Here is a 20,151-nt window from a genome sequence, read left to right as displayed (position 1 = left end):
TGAGTTTTTTAATTTCAATAGTAAAAAAGCTGATTTAAATGTGGCTTTTCAGATTTTAAGAGTTTTTAAAACAAAAGGGCTGTATCAAAATGACACAGCCCATAAAGTGTTGATTCAAAGCGAGCCAAAATGACCCACCTAAAATAAAAAATTACTCCACAACAGCAATAATGTCGCAGTTTTTAAGAATGAGGTAGTCTTCACCATCAATCTTAATTCCTGTTCCAGCGTACTTATCATACAAAATCTTTTCACCAGGCTTTACAGTGATTTTTTCCTTCTCAGTTCCCGGTCCAACAGCCTCAACAACAGCCTGCTGGGTTTTTTCCTGTGCTGTGTCTGGAATAATAAGACCGCCAGCTGTTTTTGTTTCTGCGGCAACCTGCTTTACCAAAACTCTGTCTGCCAATGGCTTTACTTTCATTTAAATCCTCCAAATCTATATTTGAAAATTTTTTAAAATTTTGAGCGGACAACATAAATCAATTGCGCTCTTTTTTTTATACTATAAAAATACAAATTTTTTCCCTGAAAGTCAAATTCTATAGAAAATAAGTTTCATTTTTCCGCCTGAATTTTTTTCTGAAGCAAACGAGCTTTGTTATTTTCAGAATCCAATGAAAGCGCGTATTTTAAAGCTCTTGAAGCACCATACAAATTTCCTTGCTTCCATTCAAGCTGCGCAATTCTAAACAAAATTTCAGACTTTTCTTTTCCTTCAGATGATTTTGCGGAAGCCGTGTTAAGCGAATCCAAAGCTTCCGGCAGACGGTCAACACTGGCATACAAAACGCCAAGATTGACAAACGCATTTATAATTGAAGAATTTTTTGAAGAAGAATTTAATGCGACAATCCGATTTCCATAATTTTCCGCGATAAAATTGTAAAGAGAAATCCCAGATTTAAAGTTTCCCTTTTTACAGGCAAACCAGGCGCAAAGCTCACATTCCCAAAGCTCAAGATTTTCCGGCGAATCTTCAGGCAAAAAATCATACTTCGACTTGTAATACGAATCAAAAAGAGTTTCCGCATCCGACTCGGAATTTTCATTTAAAAGAGAAAAAACGCAGTGCTTTAAAACAGATTCAGGATAAATATTTTCCGCGGAAACATTTTTTTCAAGCATCAGCCAAATGTCAGAAACAGGCTTTTCAGTTTTGTCAAGTTTATTTTTTTGAGCAACAAGCGCGTCTTTTAAAACCAAGGCTTCTGAACTTTGGGATGCAATAATAGAATCCAATTTTTCAAGAACAGAATCAAACGGCACAACCGGAACTTTGGCTTTTTTTTCCATGCTCAAAGTTTTTAATCCGGCGTTTCTAATTTTTTGAGAAAGAAAATCTTCATGCTGATTTTTTATCTGTTCAAGTGAAAATTCTCCAAGAGCCGCAAGCCCAGGCAAATAATCAGGAAAATTAGCAGAAAGAAATTCGAGTAGTTTTTGCTCAGTTTCAAAGTTTCCATTCCGCTTGGCAAACATTGCGCTGTTCATGTATATTTGCGGCGGAATCTTTGAAAAATTCTGAATAAGATTTTGACGAATTTCCTCGGAAGAATTTTCTTCGCCTTCAATATAAAATCCATCTGATTCAAGAGAAAGGATTTCAGTTTTTGTGGGCAAATCAGTTTTTTCCGCAAACGAAGCAAGTCTTGAGCTGGCTTCCAAAACGGCAATGCTTTCCGCATAAAGCCCTGAATCAAAAAAAACACAGCCCCAAAAAAGGCTTTCCTTATTGCTAGAAATTTTCTTTGGATATAAAGCCACTGCATTTTTAAATTCACCGCCACGCATAAAAATTGAAGCGGCATTAAAAATCCAGAGGGTTTCATCCGAACCATCAAAAGCATTTTTGTACACAGAAATAAAATCCGGACTGCAAAAAATTTCTTTTATTTCTTCCGAAGTTTTTATTTCCGCAGATTTATTTTTCTTTTTTTGAGAAACAGAATTGAATGCCGATTCCAAAACAGGCTCGCCATTTTCTATAGCAACCAAAGCTTTTTTTAAAACGCATTCTGCATAAATCGAAGAATATCTGGAATTTTTTAAACAAAGTGAAATTTGAAACGCTTCTTCAAGACGATTTTTTCTCAAAAGAAAATTCGCATACACAGCGGAAAGCTCGGGATTTTTGGGATTTTTTTTAAGACTTTTTTTTAAAACTCGTTCCGCTAAGTTTGGTTCGCCAAGGAAAAAATAGCGTTTTGCAATTCCAAGGAATTCATAAGAAGCGTAGGCTTTTTTTTCAAGTTTTTTTAGGGATTTTAAAGCGTCTTCCACGGAATTCTGAGAAACAGCGGCATCAACAGAATCCAGCGCGGAAGTAAAAGATGAACCTTCAGAATGAGATGAGCATGAACAAACTAAAACTGCCGCCAAGCAGCACAAAGCCGCAATGCAGATTGATTTTTTGCTCACGCTACCTCTTCTTTGCTGATTGTATCAAGAATTGCATTTATAAATCTAAAAGAATCGTCTGTTCCAAATTCTTTTGAAATTGCAATGGCTTCATCAATAATTATTGTGGGCTTAAGTTCTTTTTGATAAAGCAATGCAAAAACGCTGATACGCAAAATGGAAAGTGTAACTCTGTTCAAGCGGTCAAAATTCCAATTCGCAGTCAAATGCGCCTTTATTTTTTCATCAATTTCCTGAATATGATTTATTGTTCCTGAAATCAGCAAACGTGCAAAATCATAGGACTCCGCCCGCGACTGGGAAAAATCTTCAGTTTCAGAAGTTTCCGTTACAGTTTCGGGCAGGACAAATTTTCCGCTTGGATTATTTTCAGAATCTTCTTTCAGCCATTCAAGCTTCAGCAAATCCTCAAGAGAGGCCTTGCCGACATCATAGGAATAGAGAGCCTGAACCGCAAAAATACGACCGTTTCTTCTGGACACAACAAACTCCTATTGCCAATTAAGGAGCTTTTTAAGAGCATCGCCAGTTTTTTTGCGGTCAACATTTGAAGGAATATCAAGCGACTTTGAAATTTCCTGAGCGGCTTCTGTAAAATACTGGCTCTGTTTCTGAGAAGTAATATTGCGTTTCAAATAATCGTATACAGTTACAGTTGTTTCTGGCTGAACAACATCGCTGATTGAAAGCATTTTTGCATCGTACCTTTTTAGAACAGCATAAAACTGGAAGTCGGAAGCAGTTTCTGTAACTTCAGAAAGATAGCCAGCGGATTTTCCAAAAAGCTCATTAAGCCTGTCAATTGACCATCCAAGCTGCTGAGCTTGCTGAGCCGTTTTTGCAACTGTAATGTCGCCAGCTCTGTAATTAGTTCCGTTTTCGTTTGAATTTTTAATTTCTTCTAATTTCTTTGAATCGCCTTTGTATTTATTTCTTAAATCTGTTGCCAAAGCACGAGCCGCCATATCATTGCTTCCCTTTGGAACCATAACAAGGAAAAGTTTCATCATGTCGTTCCAAACAAAAGTTGACTTATTCATTTCATAAGCATTGCGGATTTCTTCATCAGTTGCTGCCACTGCCTGAATTTCAGACTGCTTTTTTGAAAATATATATTGTTGAATAATAAGCTGATTTTTCAAGTAAGCCTTATATTCAGACTTTGACATTCCGCTATATTCTTTTATATAGTCATCCAAGGATTTTCCTGTCTGCTTTTTAATCAAGTCTTCAAGCTGAGCTTCTGAAACACGAGTGCCAAGCTGCTGGCTAAATGTATTCAAGAAAGCATCATCAACCTGACTGTCTGTAACAGAAAGTCCTTCTTTTGCCGCTGCCTGAGTAATCAGTTTTTCAGCGATAAGATTTTCCAAGAGAGCCTGCTTCTGCTCAATAGGAAGAGATTCCATTCCGTACTGCTTCTGAATGAAATTTGCGCGTGTTTTTAGCTGCTTTACAGTAATTGTTTCTGATTTATTAAGTTTTACAACTGCAAGTGGCTGCAAATCACTTTGGGCAAATGCTCCTAATGCAGCAAAGAAAATCAATAGTCCAATAGAAAATTTTTTCATGAAAATTCATCCTTTTAATTCATTTATTAATAAACAGTTATTATTATGTTCGGTTACACAGTTATTTTTCCAACGGAAGTCCACCGGAAATTACAGCCCTGATTCTGCGTACTCCTGCGGAAGATGACTGTTCCTTCTGGATTTTGAATTCGCCGATCTGCGCCGTGTGCTGGACGTGCGGTCCGCCGCAGACTTCCTTGCTGAACCAGTTGTCCTTTTCGCCGATTGTGTAGACCTTCACATCCTCGCCGTATTTGTTCGTGAACAGTGCGCGCGCCCCTTCTGCCGTCGCCTTTTCAAGCGGCATGACTTCCATCGTAACAGGCAAATCTTTTTTAATCTGCTCGTTCACAATGTCCTCGACCTTCTGGATTTCCTCTTTTGTCATCGGGCGGTCAAACGTGAAGTCAAATCTCATACGCTCATTCGTGATGTTCGAGCCTTTCTGCGCGACTTTGTCTCCAAGAACATTGACAAGCGCCTGCTGAAGCAGGTGGGTCGCCGTGTGATATTTTGTGGTTGTGTCCGACTGTTCGGCAAGTCCGCCCTTGGCAGCACCTGCATCCTGAGTTTTTGAAGCCTCCTGATGCTTGCGCTCGGCCTCCTTGAATCCCTCGACATCGACGGTGAATCCGTTTTCGGCACCAAGTTCCTGAGTAAGCTCAAGCGGGAATCCGAATGTGTCGTAAAGCCTGAATGCGATTTTGCCTGAAATTTCCTTCTTGGGATTTTTCATCAGGTTCGGAAGAAGCTTCTGGAATTCCGCCTCGCCTTTGCGCAAAGTGTCGCGGAATTTATTTTCCTCCGCGGAAAGCTCCGTGAAAATCTTTTCCTTGTTCTGCTCAAGCTCCGGATATGCACACTTGAAATTTTCGATTACTGCCTGTGCAATATCCGCAAGGAAATTCTTTTCGATTCCGAGCTTCATTCCGTGGCGGACTGCACGGCGGATCAGACGGCGGAGAACGTAGCCCGCACCGACATTTGAAGGAGAAACACCTTTCTGGTCGCCAAGAATAAAAACCGCCGAGCGGGAATGGTCTGCGATGATCCGGACGCTTCTGTCCTTTTCCTCATCCGTGCCGTATTTATAGGAAGAAAGCTCCTCGATTTTTGCAATAATCGGCTGGAAAACCTCGGTAAGATAGACAGATGTTTTTCCCTGCAGAATACAGTTTGTGCGCTCAAGACCCATTCCGGTATCGACATTTTTCTTTGGAAGCGGCACAAGAGTTTTTTCATCAACGCGGTTGTACTGCATAAAAACGTTGTTCCAGATTTCCATCCAGTTTTCGCTGTCCGTTCCTTTGTTGGAGCCGGCAGGAGGAAGTCCCTCTCCAACCCAGTAGAAAATCTCAGTGTCAGGACCGCATGGACCGGTAGGACCTGCAGCCCACCAGTTGTCGCTTGCAGGAAGATATGCGATTTTGTCTTCCGGCATTCCGTTTTCTTTCCAGTAAGTAGCGGCTTCCTCATCGCGGGGAGCATTGTCATCGCCGGCAAAAACTGTCACAGAAATTTTACGCGGATCAAGACCGAGCCATTTTGGGCTTGTAAGGAATTCATAGGAAAAGCCGATTGATTCTTTTTTAAAATAATCGCCCAGCGACCAGTTTCCCAGCATTTCAAAGCAGGTAAGATGGCTAGGGTCGCCCACTTCATCAATATCACCTGTGCGGATGCATTTCTGGTAATCTGTAAGGCGTGTTCCTGCCGGATGTTTTTCTCCCAAAAGATACGGAACAAGCGGATGCATTCCGGCAGTTGTAAAAAGTACGGAAGGATCGTTTTCAGGAATTAAAGACTGGCCTGAAATTTCAACATGATTCTTTGATTTAAAAAATTCAATATATTTTGAACGTAACTCGTTTGCAGTCATAGCAATCTATAGTAAAACTAAATACTTAAATAGTCAATTGTGGATTCATGCTCCGCTAAAAATCAACGAAGCACGAATTTTTAACATAAACTAATTTGTTCCAAAAATTCTGTCTCCGGCATCTCCAAGACCAGGACAAATATATGCGTTTTCATTCAGGCAACGATCAAGGTGGCCAATGAAAAGTTTTACATCAGGATGAGCTTTTGTTAAAACTTCAACGCCTTCTGGAGCAGCAATTATGCACATGAATTTTATGTTTTTTCCGCCACGCTTTTTTATAAAATCAACTGCGGAAACTGCAGAGCCTCCAGTTGCAAGCATCGGATCAACAATTACAATCTGACGCTGATCAAGAGAATCCGGCATTTTGCAGTAATATTCTTCAGCCTGATGAGTTTTTTCATTGCGGCTCAAACCGATGTGCCCGACTTTTGCGGAAGGAACAAGAGTCAGCATTCCGTTCATCATTCCAAGTCCAGCGCGAAGAATCGGAACAACAACAAGTTTTTTTCCAGAAAGCATCGGAGTTTTGCAAGTTTCAATCGGAGTTTTTACTTCAACATCTTCAACCGGAAGATCGCGCAAAGCTTCATATCCCATCAAAACTGCAATTTCTTCAACAAGTTTTCTGAATTCATTTGTTCCAGTTTTTTCATCGCGGAGCATTGAAATTTTATGCTGAATCAGCGGATGATTTAAAAAAACTACATTTTTATTTTCCATAAAGCTACTCTTTTTCCGAAGCCTTTTTTTCAGGCAAAAGCATATTCAAAATGATTCCAATCAAAGCTCCAGTTGCCAAGCCGGAAAGTCCGAGAGTCAGACCGCCGATGTGAATGTTTACAGCTCCGGCGGAACTATATTTTATTCCGATTGAAAGAACAAGAATCAGAGCCGCGATAATTACGTTGCGTGAATTCTTGAAATCAACCTGGCTCTCAACAATGTTTCTTACGCCGACTGCGGATATCATTCCATATAGAACAATTGAAATTCCGCCGCAAGTCGCAGCCGGCATCGCGCTTATTAACGCCGCAAACTTTGGAGAGAACGAAAACAAAATCGCAATCACCGCTGCAATTCTGATTACACGAGGATCGTAAACTCTTGACAAAGTAAGAACGCCGGTATTTTCGCCGTAAGTTGTATTTGCAGGTGCGCCGAAAAGTGAAGCAACAAGAGTTGCAAGTCCGTCGCCGAAAAGTGTTCTGTGAAGTCCGGGATTTTCAAAATAATTTCTGTTTACAGTTGATGAAATGGCGGCAATATCTCCGATATGCTCCATCATGGTTGCAATCGCAATCGGAACAATCGTAACTATAGAAGTTATAATTAATGAAGTGTCTGGATTTTCAAAAATTGCAAAAACTGTATTTTCCTTGAGAACCGGAAGCCCAATCCAAGCCGCATTTTTTACAGAAGTAAAATCAACTTCGCCAAGGATTCCTGCAAAGACATAAGAAACGACAGCCGCAAGAAGAATCGGAATAATTTTTATCATTCTCCTTCCCCAGATAACGCAGGCAACAATTACAAGAACCGCAGAAAAAGCAACAAGCCAGTTTCTTGAGCAATTGTCTACTGCCGACTGTGAAAGCGTAAGTCCAATCGAAATTATAATCGGACCTGTTACAACCGGCGGAAAAAAGCGCATTACTTTTTTTACACCGAAAACTTTTACAAGAACAGCAAGCAAAAAATACAAAGCAGCAGAACAAGCAACGCCAAGACACGCATAAGGCAAAAGATGTTTTTCACCATTCGGGGCGATTGTCATGTAGCCGGCAAGAAAAGCAAACGACGAGCCTAAGAAAGCCGGAACTTTTCCTTTTGTAAAAAAATGAAATATAAGAGTTCCGATTCCGGCAAACAAAAGCGTAGAAGAAACGCTAAGCCCCGTAAGCTGCGGAACAAGAACCGTTGCGCCGAACATTGCAAACATGTGCTGAACACCAAGCGCAAGCATTCTAGGCTTTCCCAAAGTGCGCGCATCATAAACCGCATTTAAATTATCATTAGACATTTTTACTCCAATAAAAAGTCAATGAGAAAGTATAAACTTTCGATTTGGCTTTTTAAGCATATTCACAATGAAATGAGAATATGCAATCAACAAGAAGTTTGCAACGCAAACTTGTGAACAAAAACTTTGACGCTATTTCAGTCAAAGTTTTTGTTACACTCCTAAGTTTAAGCTTCTGCTTTCTGATGTTTTTTAAGGAAAAATAAAAATCCTGCAATCACAATCATTCCGAACAAAATAGGAAGAATTGGATTTTTTACAAGACCCGCAATCAGATAGCAAATAAAAGAAACGCCTGCAACGGAAAGTGCGTAAGGAAGCTGCGAATTAACATGGTTCACGTGAACACATTCCGCGCCAGCGCTTGCCATTATAGTTGTATCAGAAATCGGCGAACAGTGGTCTCCGCAAACAGCTCCTGCCATGCACGCTGAAATTGAAATAATCATAAGGTTGTAATCACTTCCGTTAAACACGGCGACTACAATAGGAATAAGAATTCCAAAAGTTCCCCAGGAAGTTCCAGTTGCAAATGCAAGGAACGCGCCAATTACGAATACAATCGCAGGAAGAAAATTCAGCATTCCAGAAGCATAAGTCTGAACAAATGATGAAACAAATTCTTTTGAGCCAAGACTGTCTGTCATAGATTTCAAAGTCCAGGCGAGCGTCAAAATCAAAATCGCAGGAACCATGGCTTTAAATCCGTCTGGAATACAAGACATGCAGTCTTTAAAACTCAAAACACGGCGCAAAACAAAAACAATCAAAGTTAAAATCAGCGCGCCAAAAGAACCGTACATAAGTCCGACAGAAGCATCACAGCCAGAAAAAGCCGCAACAAATCCGCGGTGGTCTTCGCCTGAAGCAAAAAATCCGCCTGTATAAATCATTCCAATTACGCAGAAAACGATGAGCGAAATTATAGGGAACACAAGATCCAGAACTTTTCCTTTTGCAGTTGGAAGTTTTTCCTCTTCAAGTTCATTGGAAGAAGATGAAGATGACAAAGCTTCAAAGCCTTTCATAGGACCAAAATCAACTCCGGAAATAACAATTGCAAAAAGAGCAAAAATTGTAAGAAGCGCGTAAAAATTATAAGGAATCGCTTTTATAAAAAGCTGAAATCCGTCTTCGCCTTCAACAAATCCTGTTACAGCCGCAGCCCAAGAACTGATAGGCGCAATAATGCAAACTGGAGCCGCAGTTGAATCAATAAGATAAGCAAGTTTTTCTTTTGAAACTTTATATCTGTCTGTAATCGGACGCATTACGCTTCCAACTGTGAGGCAGTTAAAATAGTCATCAATGAAAACAATTATTCCAAGAAAAATAGTTGCAATCTGCGCATTCTTTTTTGACTTTATGCGTTTTTTTGCCCATTCACCAAAAGCCGCAGAACCACCAGCCTTGTTCATGAGCGCAACCATTATTCCAAGAATAACAAGGAAAATCAAAATTCCTACGTTGTAAGAATCAGACAGAGAGCCTACGAACCCGTCTTTAAAAACATGATTTATTGTTCCTGCAAAACTGAATCCTGAATAAAAAAGACCGCCAATTAAAATTCCGATAAATAAAGAAGAATAAACTTCCTTTGTTATAAGCGCCAGACAAATTGCTACGACCGGCGGAACTAAAGACCAAAATGTTCCTATCATTTTTCTTCCTCTTTCTTAAATTCAGTTTCCAGCGGCTCTGAAATTCCGCAGCTTTCAAGTTTCTGAAAAACTTTTATTGCATACTCAACTACATCCAAAGAAGTTGCAGAACAATAAGTTTTTAAATTTGTCAGTTCTTTTATGACCTGAACATTTGTCATAGAAACCTCCTATCTATAAAACAAATTTTATACAGCAGTAAGTTCCTGCATGAATTTCAAAACTTTGTCAGGGCAAGAGGAAACACAAGTTCCGCAGCTTGTACATTTTGAATAATCAACCGCAGGAATTCCAGAAGAAAGATCAATGCACTGCTCAGGACATTTTTTTGCGCAAATTCCGCATTTAAAGCATCCGGCAGAACAGTCTTTTCTAATCTGAGGCTTATTGTCGTTATGGCAAGAACAAAGCGCGACAGGACCTTTTAATTCAATGTTTGTAATGCTGAAAAGTTTTTTAGGACAAGCCTTTGCACATTTTCCGCAGCCAACACACTTTGAATAATCAACATGAGGAAGCCCGTCGTCTCCCATTGACAATGCGCCAAACGGACAAGAAGAAACGCAGTCGCCAAGACCAATGCAGCCAAAAGCGCAAAGCTTTGTTCCATTCACGGAAAGCTGGGCGGCTTTGCAAGTCTGAACGCCGTTGTAAATTCCTTTTGTTCCAGCGCATTCAGTTGTTCCGTGGCAAGCAAGAACAGCCGCCTTTTTTGCAGAATCAGACTCATCGCCAGACAAGCCCAAAATTTTATTTAACGCCGTAGAAACAGACGGTCCGCCTGCAACACATCCATTTGCAGGAGCTTCGCCTTTTACAACAGCCACAGCAAACGAATCGCAACCAGCATATCCGCATCCTCCGCAGTTAGCGCCGGGAAGAGCTTCTCTTGCCTGGGAAACTTTTGGATCAACTTCAACTGAAAATATTTTTTTAAAAAGCCCTAGAAGTGTGCCAAGAACAAAACCAATCAGCAGAGCAATAACAACTGTTAAAATAATCGTATTCATAAAGTTCCTCCGCTGAATTATTTTATAAGACCTTTAAAGCCTAAAAACGCAAGGCTCAAAAGTCCGGCGGCAACATAAAGAATTGGAGTTCCTTTAAAAGCTTCAGGAATTTTTGCAATTTTAATTCTGCTTCTTACGCCAGACATAATCACCATGCTCAAAAGAAATCCGCAGGCTGTTCCAAAAGCATAAACAATGCTCTGAATATAATTGTAGTCTTTGCTTATGCAGTTTATTGTAACGCCAAGAACCGCGCAGTTTGTTGTAATCAGCGCAAGATAAACGCCCATTGAAGAATAAAGTCCAGGCGCGGATTTTTTCAGATAAAATTCAACAAGCTGAACAAGAGATGCAATTACAAGAATGAAAAACAATGTCTGCAAAAATTCCAATCCAAGCGGAATCATCACAAATTTATACAAAGGCCAAGTAACAACAGTTGCAAGAATGATAACAAAAGTTGTAGCAAGTCCCATTCCAGAAGCCTTGCCAGTTTCAGCAGTCATTCCAATAAAAGGACAGATTGCCAAATACTGAATAAAAACAACATTGTCAACAATTGCTGACTTTATAAAAAGCTGAATCATATCAGTCATTTTGCAGCCTCCTTTTTATTTTTTAAAGCCTGAACTGCCGCACCAAGAAGTCCAAAAACAATGAAGCCGCCCGGCGCGCTGTTTAAAATTCCAATTCTGTACGCTTCAGGAATAAGCTCAAGCTTTACAGAAGTTCCAGCCATCAAAGTTCCGCCGCCAAAAAATTCACGCACAAGCGAAATCACAACGAGAACGCAAGTGTAGCCAATTCCCATTCCGAGCGCATCGAGAATAGAATTTCCAACATTGTTTTTTGAAGCGAAAGATTCAACGCGTCCCATGATAATGCAGTTTACAACAATCAGCGGAAGAAAAACTCCAAGCGCATCATACAAAGATTCAACATAAGCCTGAAGCACAAACTGAACAATAGTTGTAAACGCCGCAATAATAATTATAAAAATTGGAAGGCGGATTGCGTTGGGAATGTATTTTCTAAAAACGCTGATTACAAGCTCGCTCATAAGAAGAACAAATGTCATGCTCATTCCCATTCCAAGTCCGTTAAAAATACTTGTTGTAACTCCAAGCGAAGAACACAAGCCGATATTTAAAACCAAAAGCGGATTTTCCTTTAAGAAACCGTTTGTAAAAATTTGAAGCTGCTTGTTCATATCAATTAAACTCCTGTCCATCAAGAACTTTTAAAAGGCATTCTGTTCCTGCGGAAATAAGATTGCCAATGCCAACGCTAGTTATTGTCGCCCCGGAAATAGAGTCAAAAGTCTGACCGGCAACAAATCCGTCTTTGGCATTTTTTCCTTCAAATTGTCCGTAAAATGTTTTTCCGCTGGCAAGAGTAAAAGTCGGATCATTTGCCTTCAAGCCGAATCCCGGAGAATCAGTAAGCTCCAAAAACTGCAAGCCTGTAACAGTTCCGTCGGATTTCATTCCAACCATGATTGTGCCTTTGTCATAAGTCGGACCTGTAACTTGGGCAACTCCGCCAATCACGTTTCCACCCTGCTTTGCGATAAAAATATTTTGTATTGTAATAGAAGAATTTGATGCTGCAGGAAATGAATCAACAGCCTCAAAAGAATCTGCGTCTTTTACAACAGCTTTCATTGCGGCATTCGCTTTGTTAAGTTTATTCTGCGCAATCCGTCCGTAAGTAAAATTATTTACAACAGCAAGAACTGTGCAAGCCGCCATTGCATAAATCGCAAGGACAATTCCAAGTCCAAGCATTTCCAAGACTGAATTTTTCTGGCTCATTTTTCAGCCTCCGCATTTTTTTTCTGTTCTAAAGGAACTGCATTTGAAACATCAAAATCCTGAATTATTTTTTTAGGAGCAGGCTTTCTGTTTCCTTTTTTTCCGTAGCCATATTTTCTTGCTGAAAGATTATTCAAGAACGGAGCCACAGCATTCATAATCAAAATGCTGAACATTACACCTTCTGGGTATCCGCCGAATTTTCTTATCAAGAAAGTTATAAGTCCGCAGCCAAAGCCAAATACAAGACGGCCTTTTTTTGTAACAGGAGCAGTTGAATAATCAGTAACCATAAAAGTTGCTCCGAACAAAAGTCCTCCGCTCAAAAGCGCAAAAAGAACATCTCCGCCGGAAACAAATGTGCAGACAGCAACAGTTCCAACCATTGCAATTGGTGCTCTCCAGTCGATTATTTTTGTAAAAGCAAGAAATGCAAACGAAAGCAAAATCAAAAGAATTGAAGTTTCGCCAATGCAGCCGGCTCGGTTTCCAAAAAAATATTGAAGATAAACTGAACTGTCAGCAACAAAAGAGCCTGCCTTAACTTGACTCAAAACTGTTGCGCTTGAAATTGCATCGGTCGCCGGATTAAACCAAGACGCGCCCAAAGCAACTGGAAAACTTATAAACATAAAAGCACGTCCAGTAAGCGCCGGATTAAAAACGTTGCTTCCGATTCCTCCAAAAAGTCCCTTTGCAATAACAATCGCAACCAACGCGCCAAGAACTGTCATCCACAAAGGCGTTGTAGACGGAATTACAAGAGCAAGCAAGACGCCTGTTAAACAGCAAGACAAATTTGAAACAACAATTTTTTGACGAGTGATTTTCTGAAACAAAAATTCAAAAACAAAGCACGAAGCAACAGAAACAAGAATTGTCGCCAAAGCAGGAAGTCCAAAAACAATAACGCCATAAATACATTCAGGAAGCAGAGAAATCAAAACTGCAAGCATTATTTTTTGAGTTGAAAGCCCAGCTGTAAAATGCGGGCTAGAAGAAAGAAACATTTTATTTTCAGAGTTCATTTTTTTACAGCCTCCTTTGCTTTTGCCGCCGCAATCTGTTCTCTTACAATAGACTTTCCAATTCTGAAACGCTGAACAAGCCTAACATTCGCCGGACAAGCATAAGCACAGCAACCGCATTCAATGCAGTCCATAAGACCAAGTTTTTTAGCATTTGAAATATTTTCAGCCTTAAGCTCACGAACCATAAGAACCGGGCTTAAATGCATTGCGCAGACAGACACACACATTCCGCAGCCAATGCACTGCTCTTCATCAACAAGATAAGTTTCATCTTTTGTAAGGAAAGTAATTCCGCTTGTTCCCTTTGCAACTGGAAAATTCATATCAGGCATCGTAAAGCCCATCATCGGACCGCCGGAAATAATTTTCACAGCTGAATTTTCTTTTAAAGAAAAAAATTCAGGAGACAAATCTGAAATCATTGTTCCGACTGGAACTCTTAAATTGCATGGATTTTCTACTGCGCCGCCTGAAATTGTAAGGCTGCGTTCAATCAAAGGTTTTCCAAGCCTAAAAGCATCGCTTATCGCGCAGACAGTTCCAACATTTGAAATAATCACGCCAGCATCGGCAGGAAGTTTTCCCGAAGGAATTTCAACGCCAAGGCAAGACGAAACTATAAATTTTTCAGAACCCTGCGGATATTTTGTTTTGACAAGCATCACGCGAATATCATCCGCATAGCCTTTTTCAACTATAATTTTTTCAAGGGAAGGTTTTATATAAGCCTTGTTGTCTTCAAGCGCAATTATTCCAGCCGCGCCAACAAGATTCAAAATAATCGCAAGCCCGTCTATAAGTTTTTCCGGAGTTTCAATCATTGTGCGTTCATCGCAAGTAAGATAAGGCTCACATTCAGCGGCATTGACAAGAACGTAATCTATTTCTTTATCTTCTGGAGGATTTAATTTTACATGCGCAGGAAAAGACGCGCCGCCCATTCCGACAATTCCAGCATCTTTTATCCGCTCAAGAACTTTTTCTTTTCCACAGGTAAACGGATCTAGCGGCTCCAGGAATTCAACATTGTCCGAACCGTCAGACTCGATAACAATGCAAGGCGCAGTCATTCCGCCAGTAACGGTAAAATTCTGAATCTTCTTTACTTTTCCTGAAATAGAAGAATGGACGGGCACTGACATGAATTTTTCACCCGAAGCTATTTTCTGTCCTTTTGCAACAGAATCTCCAACTTTTACGAGCGGAGTGTTTGGTGCGCCGCCCATGGTGATTGGAATCGTAACCGTTTTTGAAGAAGGAAACGCCTCTTTTATAGGGCATTTATTTGTAAGCTCCTTCATTTCCAACGGAAAGATTCCGCCTTTAAAAGTGTGTGTTTTCATGGAAACAATTTTACTATAGAAATCGCAAAAAGTCGATAATTTCAAACAACGAATTCTAGTGGTGAAATCCGTTAAAGAATTAAATCAACAGGCTGGGCATCGCTGGCTTTTATCAAATCAGAAGGAGAAATCACAAGCTGAAGTCCGCGGATTCCTGCGCTGACATAAACCTTTTCATAAAGCGAAACTGTTTCATCAATAAAAGTTCTGTATTTCCGTTTCATTCCAATTGGAGAACAGCCGCCTCGGATATATCCTGTAAGCGACAAAAGTTCCTCAGGCTTAGCAGGATGAACTTCTTTTGCGCCACAAGCAGCTCTGGCCTTTTTCAAGTTGATTTCATAAACCGCGCTCTGGCAAAAAACAACAGTCTCTTTTGAATCCGTGCGCATGACTATCGTTTTAAAAACGCATTCAGGATTTATTCCAAGTTTTTCAGAAAGCTCCAAGGCAGCTCCCTTATGAAGCAAATGCTCTCCGTCATCGTCGTACTCTTTTGTTTCATAAGGAATTTCCAAACTGTCTAAAATGCGCATTGCATTTGTTTTTTTCATTTTAGTTATTTTGCCGCGCTAGTATTTGTAACGTAAGTTCCATTTTTTGCAAACAAAGAAATTGTATCGATTCTTTGCTTCCAATATTCTGCTTCACTTTTTGTTGTATAAGGTCCGACTCTTACGCGGTAATGAAGCACGCCTTTTGCATCTGTAAATGTAAAGACTTCGCATGGAATTTTATTCGACTCAAGAATTCCTCTGGCTTCGTCAGCATTTTTTGTCGTTGTGTAAGAGCCAGCCTGAACCCAGAATCTGTCGGAAACTTTTTTTGCCGGCGCAGTTTTTGAAGCAGAAGACTGTGTTGATTTTTTTGGAGCTGAAGAAACTTGCGCAGAGCTTTTTGAAGAAATTGAATTTTTATTGCTAGACGCAGAAGCCTTTGGTGAAGAAATTTTCTTTTCAACTACAGGAGAATCTTTTTCAACATTGCGGTGAACGGCATTTGTTTCTCTGATTGCAGTTTCAGCAGCCTTGTTCTGAGCTGTAACATTGCTAGATGCGGAAGCTGTGTTTTTCAATGCGTTCAAATCAATTGTTGTAGTCGATGTGTCTCCAACATTATAAACGCTTGTGTTTCCTGTAGAAATAACAGTAACGTTGTCTGTCTGCGCAATTCTTGAGTCAGTATTTTCAATAGAAGTTTTTCCTTCCGCAGGAGATTCAATATTTGAAGTTACAGAAGAATTATTTACTTCCGCAGGATTTATGTTTTTTTCTTCAACAGGAGGCTCGCTCGGAAAATCAATTCCATTTGAAAATGATTCCGCGTGTTTTTGCTGTGCAGTTTCTGGAGACATCCAAACCGAGCCAGCAGAACGCTGATAGAGAGCAGTTGTATTTTTTTTAGCTTCAGACGCATAAAGAATTACAGCGGCACCAAGCACAACTGACAAAAAAATTCCAGCCGCAAGTACAATCCAAATAGTTCTTTTCTGTTCCATAATCTTATCCCCTGCCAGCTTTCAAAAATAAAACAAAAAGCCGGTATTCCATACAAAGAATATCGGCATTAAAAAAAAGATATTTAGAGGAAAATTAAAGTTTAAAAAGCCTATTAATTCTTAAAAACTACGCGCTCAATTTTTTTTTGAAGCGAAGAAAGATTTCCGCAGTTTATGATTCTGAAAATTTCAATTCCAGTTTTTTTATATTGGCTGAACAAAAATCTTTGAGAAAAAAATCTTTCAATAATCTGAAGCGATTTCATTCTGTCTCTTTTTTTAGCGCGCAAAAATCTAACAAGAGCCGGACTGTCAATAAAAAGAATTTTATCAATTTTTTTCATTGCATTCACTTTGTACAAAACAGTCGCATTGACCGCAATATTTTTTTCAGAATTGGCATCTATGAATTTTTCCAAAACTGAATTTATATACGGAAATACAATGTTCTCCTGTTTTTTCACAAGCATTTTATCTTTAAATATAAGCTGCCCAAGATTTTTTCTGTTGATTTTTCCATCTGGATTTAAAAGCTGAATTTTATTTTTCTGCGCCAAAGAAGAAAATTCCTCAAGAATTTTTCCCTTGCAAATTTCAACTGCGTCATGGCCAATCAAGTCCGCATCAATCGAAGCAAATCCCATGCTTTCAAGAATTGAACTTGCCGCATTTTTTCCTGCCGCCATCGGTCCTGTAACACACAAAACCATCAGTGGAATTCTCCCCAGTTTTTTCCGCGCTCAACACTCACACGCAATGGAATTTTCAGCTGAACGGCATTTTCCATTTCGCGCTGAATAATTGAAATTGCATTTCCCGCATTGTCTTCCGGGCATTCAAAAATCAATTCATCGTGAACCTGCAAAAGCATCTTTGCGCCCGTGCCGGATTTTTCCAATGCAGCCTGAACTTTTATCATCGCAGTTTTTACAATATCAGCCGCGCTTCCCTGAATCGGAGTATTTATCGCAATTCTTTCAGCTCCCTGAAGCACAATTTTGCTTGAGCTTTTTATTTCCGGGATATAACGTCTGCGCCCGGTAATCGTTTCAACATAGCCGTTTTCTCTTGCCATGCGTTTTGTTTCATCAAGAAATTTTTTAACATCGGAATACGTTGAAAAATATTGGTCAATGAAATTCTTTGCTTCAGTCCGGCTTATGTTCAGTTCATTTGCAAGACGAAACGCGCTCATTCCGTACATCACACCGAAGTTTACAGTCTTTGCAAAACGTCGTTGCTCAGGCTTTACTTGCTCTGGGGAAATTCCGTAAATCAATGCGGCTGTAGATTTATGGACATCGATTCCATTTATAAACGCAGAGCAAAGATTTTTATCGCCACTCAAATGCGCAAGAACAACAAGTTCAATTTGAGAATAATCCGCGGAAATAAGAACTGTTCCAGGCACAGCTGTAAACGCAGAACGAATTCTTCTTCCAGACTCGTCGCGCACCGGAATGTTCTGCAAATTTGGATCGCGGCTTGAAAGACGACCTGTGGCAGTTCCCGTCTGCAAAAACGAAGTATGGATTCTGCCGTTCTTGTCCGCCAGCAAAGGCAATGCTTCAACATAAGTGCTTTGAAGTTTTGTGTACGAACGGTAATCAAGAATCATTTTTGGAAGAGGATCATTTGTAGAAAACACAAGCTCTTCAAGAACGGCTGTATCTGTGCTGTAGCCAGTCTTCGTTTTTTTACCATGAGGAAGATTTCGTTTTTCAAATAAAATTTCTTGAAGCTGCTTTGGAGAGGCAATGTTAAATTCGCAGCCGGCCTCTTTGTAAATTTCTTTTTCCTTTTCTGAAATCAAAACTGCAAGCTCATCTTTATACTCATTCAGTTTTTTCTTATCCAGATGGATTCCCTGAATTTCCATGGAAACAAGAATCGGAAGAACTTTCATTTCCATTTCATAAAAAAGCTTTTCAAGATTTGATTTTTTTATTTCATCTTTTAAAAGATAATAAAGCTGCAACGTAAAATCAGAATCTTCCGCGCCGTACTTAAAAGCCTTCTCCAAAGGAACATCCGCAAAAGTCTGGTTCTTCTGAACAATGTCCTTGAACTCAATTCCTTTAAGCCCAAGCTTTGTTTCCGCAAGAAATTCAAGGCTGTACGGAGATTTTCCAGAAGCGGCAGGATTCAAAAGCCATGCGGCAATCATCGTGTCAAAAATTTTACATTCAGTTTTTGCACTCATTCCGTTTGCGGCAAGAACTTCAAGGTCAAATTTTCCATTGTGCATTACAAGCGTAAGTTCTTTTTCTGCAAAAAGTTTTTCAAGAACAGCAAGACAGTCTTTTTTAGAAATCGTCTCCGGAGCAAACATTCCGCCGCTCAAAATAACAGGAACATAAATTCCCTTTCCTTTTTCAACGCTCAGACTAAAACCAACAAGATTCGCCTCGTGCGTATTCAGGCTGTCGGTTTCTGTGTCAAACGCCACAATTTTTTCCGCGGATTCCAAAATGCTCTGCGCAAAACTTTTCAGCTCGTCAAGATTTGTGCAAGGCTTGTAGTCGCCTTCATTTTGCTTTACCGACAGAACTTTTTTTTCTTCCGGCTCTTCTTGTAAAGTTAATTTTTCTTCTGAATGAATTTCCGCCGCAGTTTCCGAAGCAAAACTTTTTGCAATCGCATAAGCTCCGTATTTTTCAAGAACTTCCGCGCCTGACTTAAAATTTATATTTTTTGTGCAGAAAGATTCAAAATCAATTTCAACAGGAACATCGTATCTTAAAGTTATAAGCTTCTTTGAAAAATAAGCGTTGTCCTTGTCGTTCCTGATTTTTTCTCCAAGCGCGCCTTTTATTTCAGAAGCATGAGCATAAATCTCATCGAGAGTTCCGTACTGGGTCAAAAGTTTTATAGCAGTCTTGTCGCCCACGCCCTTCACGCCCGGAACATTGTCAGAAGCATCGCCCACAAGCGAAAGGTAGTCAAGAATTTTTTCAGGCGGAATTCCCCACTTTTCAAGAACCTCCTGCGCGCCGATAACTTCCCAGCCTCCATTGGCTCTGTCCGGCTGCATTTCCAAGCAAGAGTCCGTAACAAGCTGAAGCAAATCCTTGTCGCCGCTAAGAATTCTGCACGGCCGGTTTTCCTGCGCGCATTTTTTTGCAACAGTCGCAATAATATCATCAGCTTCAAATCCATCGTAGCGCAAAACAGGAATTTCCAACGCCTCAAGAATTTCTTCTATCCAAGGAACCTGAGCGTGCAAATCTTCTGGAGTCTTGGCACGGTTGGCCTTGTATTCCGCGTAAAGCTCATGCCGGAAAGTCTTGACACGCGAATCGAACGCCGCAGCAAGATAGCACGGATTGTATTTTGAAATAAGCGCCTTCAGATTTTTAAAGAAAATAACCAGCGCGCTTATATTGTCTCCGCCGGGATTTGTAAGAGGATGATTCAAAAGCGCAAAGTACGCCCTGTAAATCAAGCCGTAGGAATCAAGAATATATACAGTCTTATCTTCAGTTTTTTCTTCTGCCATGAAATGATTTTACCACAGCTTGAAACTAAAAAAAAGAGAGGCGGCGCAGCTTTAAATTGCCACACGGATTATAAAAATCTACATTTTTTAACACGAAAACGGCTTGGGCAGTGAATGAAATTCCTGCATTTACAAAAAACGGATTTTTTCAACTTGCGAAATGATTTCATTCAAAGAAAACGTGCTGGGCAAGCCATGAAATAATTTCATTTGCAGAAAATGCCTTTTGCCGTACAATGCAGAAATTTCACAAGTAAAAAATACATTGGGCGGCTCGTGAAATTTTCCGCACGGACAGAAAACACACTGGGCGAAGCGTGAAATTATTTCATAACAGAAAAACACGTTTCGTCATGCAATGCAGAAATTTCATAAACGGAAAACATTTTTTTTCATAA

At 40.0% G+C, this 20,151-nt stretch carries 19 protein-coding genes; all 19 read right to left on the bottom strand.

The window, feature by feature from the left end:
• Positions 1-151: 151 nt before the first annotated feature.
• Complete coding sequence (locus TRESU_RS02400) at positions 152-424, bottom strand: co-chaperone GroES (protein ID WP_013700724.1); 273 nt, start codon at positions 422-424, stop codon at positions 152-154.
• Between the two features lie 134 nt (positions 425-558).
• Positions 559-2,421, bottom strand: coding sequence for a tetratricopeptide repeat protein (locus TRESU_RS02395; RefSeq protein ID WP_013700723.1), 1,863 nt, complete (start codon positions 2,419-2,421; stop codon positions 559-561).
• On the bottom strand, positions 2,418-2,903 hold the full coding sequence (gene nusB / locus TRESU_RS02390; RefSeq protein ID WP_013700722.1) for a transcription antitermination factor NusB: 486 nt from the start codon (positions 2,901-2,903) through the stop codon (positions 2,418-2,420). Before nusB ends, TRESU_RS02395 begins: the two co-directional genes overlap by 4 nt.
• A gap of 9 nt (positions 2,904-2,912) precedes the next feature.
• A complete protein-coding gene (locus tag TRESU_RS02385) occupies positions 2,913-3,992 on the bottom strand; it encodes an MOSP complex formation periplasmic protein, TDE1658 family (RefSeq protein WP_013700721.1) in 1,080 nt (359 codons plus the stop codon).
• A gap of 61 nt (positions 3,993-4,053) precedes the next feature.
• Positions 4,054-5,871 carry an alanine--tRNA ligase gene (locus TRESU_RS02380; protein ID WP_013700720.1) on the bottom strand — a complete coding sequence of 606 codons (1,818 nt, stop codon included), beginning with the start codon at positions 5,869-5,871 and terminating at the stop codon, positions 4,054-4,056.
• Between the two features lie 90 nt (positions 5,872-5,961).
• Entirely contained in the window at positions 5,962-6,597 is a 636-nt protein-coding gene (upp, locus tag TRESU_RS02375) for a uracil phosphoribosyltransferase (RefSeq protein WP_013700719.1), read from the bottom strand.
• Positions 6,598-6,601: 4 nt separating this feature from the next.
• The gene (locus TRESU_RS02370) at positions 6,602-7,897 is read right to left on the bottom strand and encodes a uracil-xanthine permease family protein (RefSeq protein ID WP_013700718.1); all 1,296 of its coding nucleotides are present in this window, start codon (positions 7,895-7,897) and stop codon (positions 6,602-6,604) included.
• 167 nt (positions 7,898-8,064) lie between these two features.
• On the bottom strand, positions 8,065-9,558 hold the full coding sequence (locus tag TRESU_RS02365; RefSeq protein WP_013700717.1) for a Na+/H+ antiporter NhaC family protein: 1,494 nt from the start codon (positions 9,556-9,558) through the stop codon (positions 8,065-8,067).
• Positions 9,555-9,719: a hypothetical protein gene (locus TRESU_RS15055; protein ID WP_013700716.1), complete on the bottom strand. Its 165-nt coding sequence runs from the start codon at positions 9,717-9,719 to the stop codon at positions 9,555-9,557. Before TRESU_RS15055 ends, TRESU_RS02365 begins: the two co-directional genes overlap by 4 nt.
• 27 nt (positions 9,720-9,746) lie before the next feature.
• Positions 9,747-10,568 (bottom strand): RnfABCDGE type electron transport complex subunit B, encoded by an 822-nt coding sequence (locus TRESU_RS02360; RefSeq protein WP_013700715.1) that lies wholly within the window; start codon positions 10,566-10,568, stop codon positions 9,747-9,749.
• Between the two features lie 17 nt (positions 10,569-10,585).
• Positions 10,586-11,164, bottom strand: coding sequence for an electron transport complex protein RnfA (locus TRESU_RS02355; RefSeq protein ID WP_013700714.1), 579 nt, complete (start codon positions 11,162-11,164; stop codon positions 10,586-10,588).
• Positions 11,161-11,778 carry an electron transport complex subunit RsxE gene (gene rsxE, locus TRESU_RS02350; protein WP_013700713.1) on the bottom strand — a complete coding sequence of 206 codons (618 nt, stop codon included), beginning with the start codon at positions 11,776-11,778 and terminating at the stop codon, positions 11,161-11,163. Before rsxE ends, TRESU_RS02355 begins: the two co-directional genes overlap by 4 nt.
• A 1-nt stretch (position 11,779) precedes the next feature.
• On the bottom strand, positions 11,780-12,382 hold the full coding sequence (locus TRESU_RS02345; RefSeq protein ID WP_013700712.1) for an RnfABCDGE type electron transport complex subunit G: 603 nt from the start codon (positions 12,380-12,382) through the stop codon (positions 11,780-11,782).
• Positions 12,379-13,410 (bottom strand): RnfABCDGE type electron transport complex subunit D, encoded by a 1,032-nt coding sequence (locus tag TRESU_RS02340; RefSeq protein WP_013700711.1) that lies wholly within the window; start codon positions 13,408-13,410, stop codon positions 12,379-12,381. The genes TRESU_RS02345 and TRESU_RS02340 overlap by 4 nt, the downstream gene beginning before the upstream one ends.
• Complete coding sequence (gene rsxC / locus TRESU_RS02335) at positions 13,407-14,756, bottom strand: electron transport complex subunit RsxC (RefSeq protein ID WP_013700710.1); 1,350 nt, start codon at positions 14,754-14,756, stop codon at positions 13,407-13,409. Before rsxC ends, TRESU_RS02340 begins: the two co-directional genes overlap by 4 nt.
• 71 nt (positions 14,757-14,827) lie before the next feature.
• Entirely contained in the window at positions 14,828-15,310 is a 483-nt protein-coding gene (gene ybaK, locus TRESU_RS02330; protein WP_013700709.1) for a Cys-tRNA(Pro) deacylase, read from the bottom strand.
• 5 nt (positions 15,311-15,315) lie between these two features.
• On the bottom strand, positions 15,316-16,254 hold the full coding sequence (locus tag TRESU_RS02325; protein ID WP_013700708.1) for an SPOR domain-containing protein: 939 nt from the start codon (positions 16,252-16,254) through the stop codon (positions 15,316-15,318).
• Positions 16,255-16,367: 113 nt separating this feature from the next.
• Positions 16,368-16,964 carry a dephospho-CoA kinase gene (gene coaE / locus TRESU_RS02320; protein WP_013700707.1) on the bottom strand — a complete coding sequence of 199 codons (597 nt, stop codon included), beginning with the start codon at positions 16,962-16,964 and terminating at the stop codon, positions 16,368-16,370.
• Positions 16,964-19,753, bottom strand: a complete 2,790-nt coding sequence (gene polA, locus TRESU_RS02315; RefSeq protein WP_013700706.1) for a DNA polymerase I — start codon at positions 19,751-19,753, stop codon at positions 16,964-16,966. The genes coaE and polA overlap by 1 nt, the downstream gene beginning before the upstream one ends.
• Between the last annotated feature and the right edge of the window lie 398 nt (positions 19,754-20,151).

This window comes from Treponema succinifaciens DSM 2489, from assembly GCF_000195275.1.
Lineage (GTDB): Bacteria > Spirochaetota > Spirochaetia > Treponematales > Treponemataceae > Treponema_D > Treponema_D succinifaciens.
This window is presented reverse-complemented; position numbering and strand designations above follow the sequence as displayed.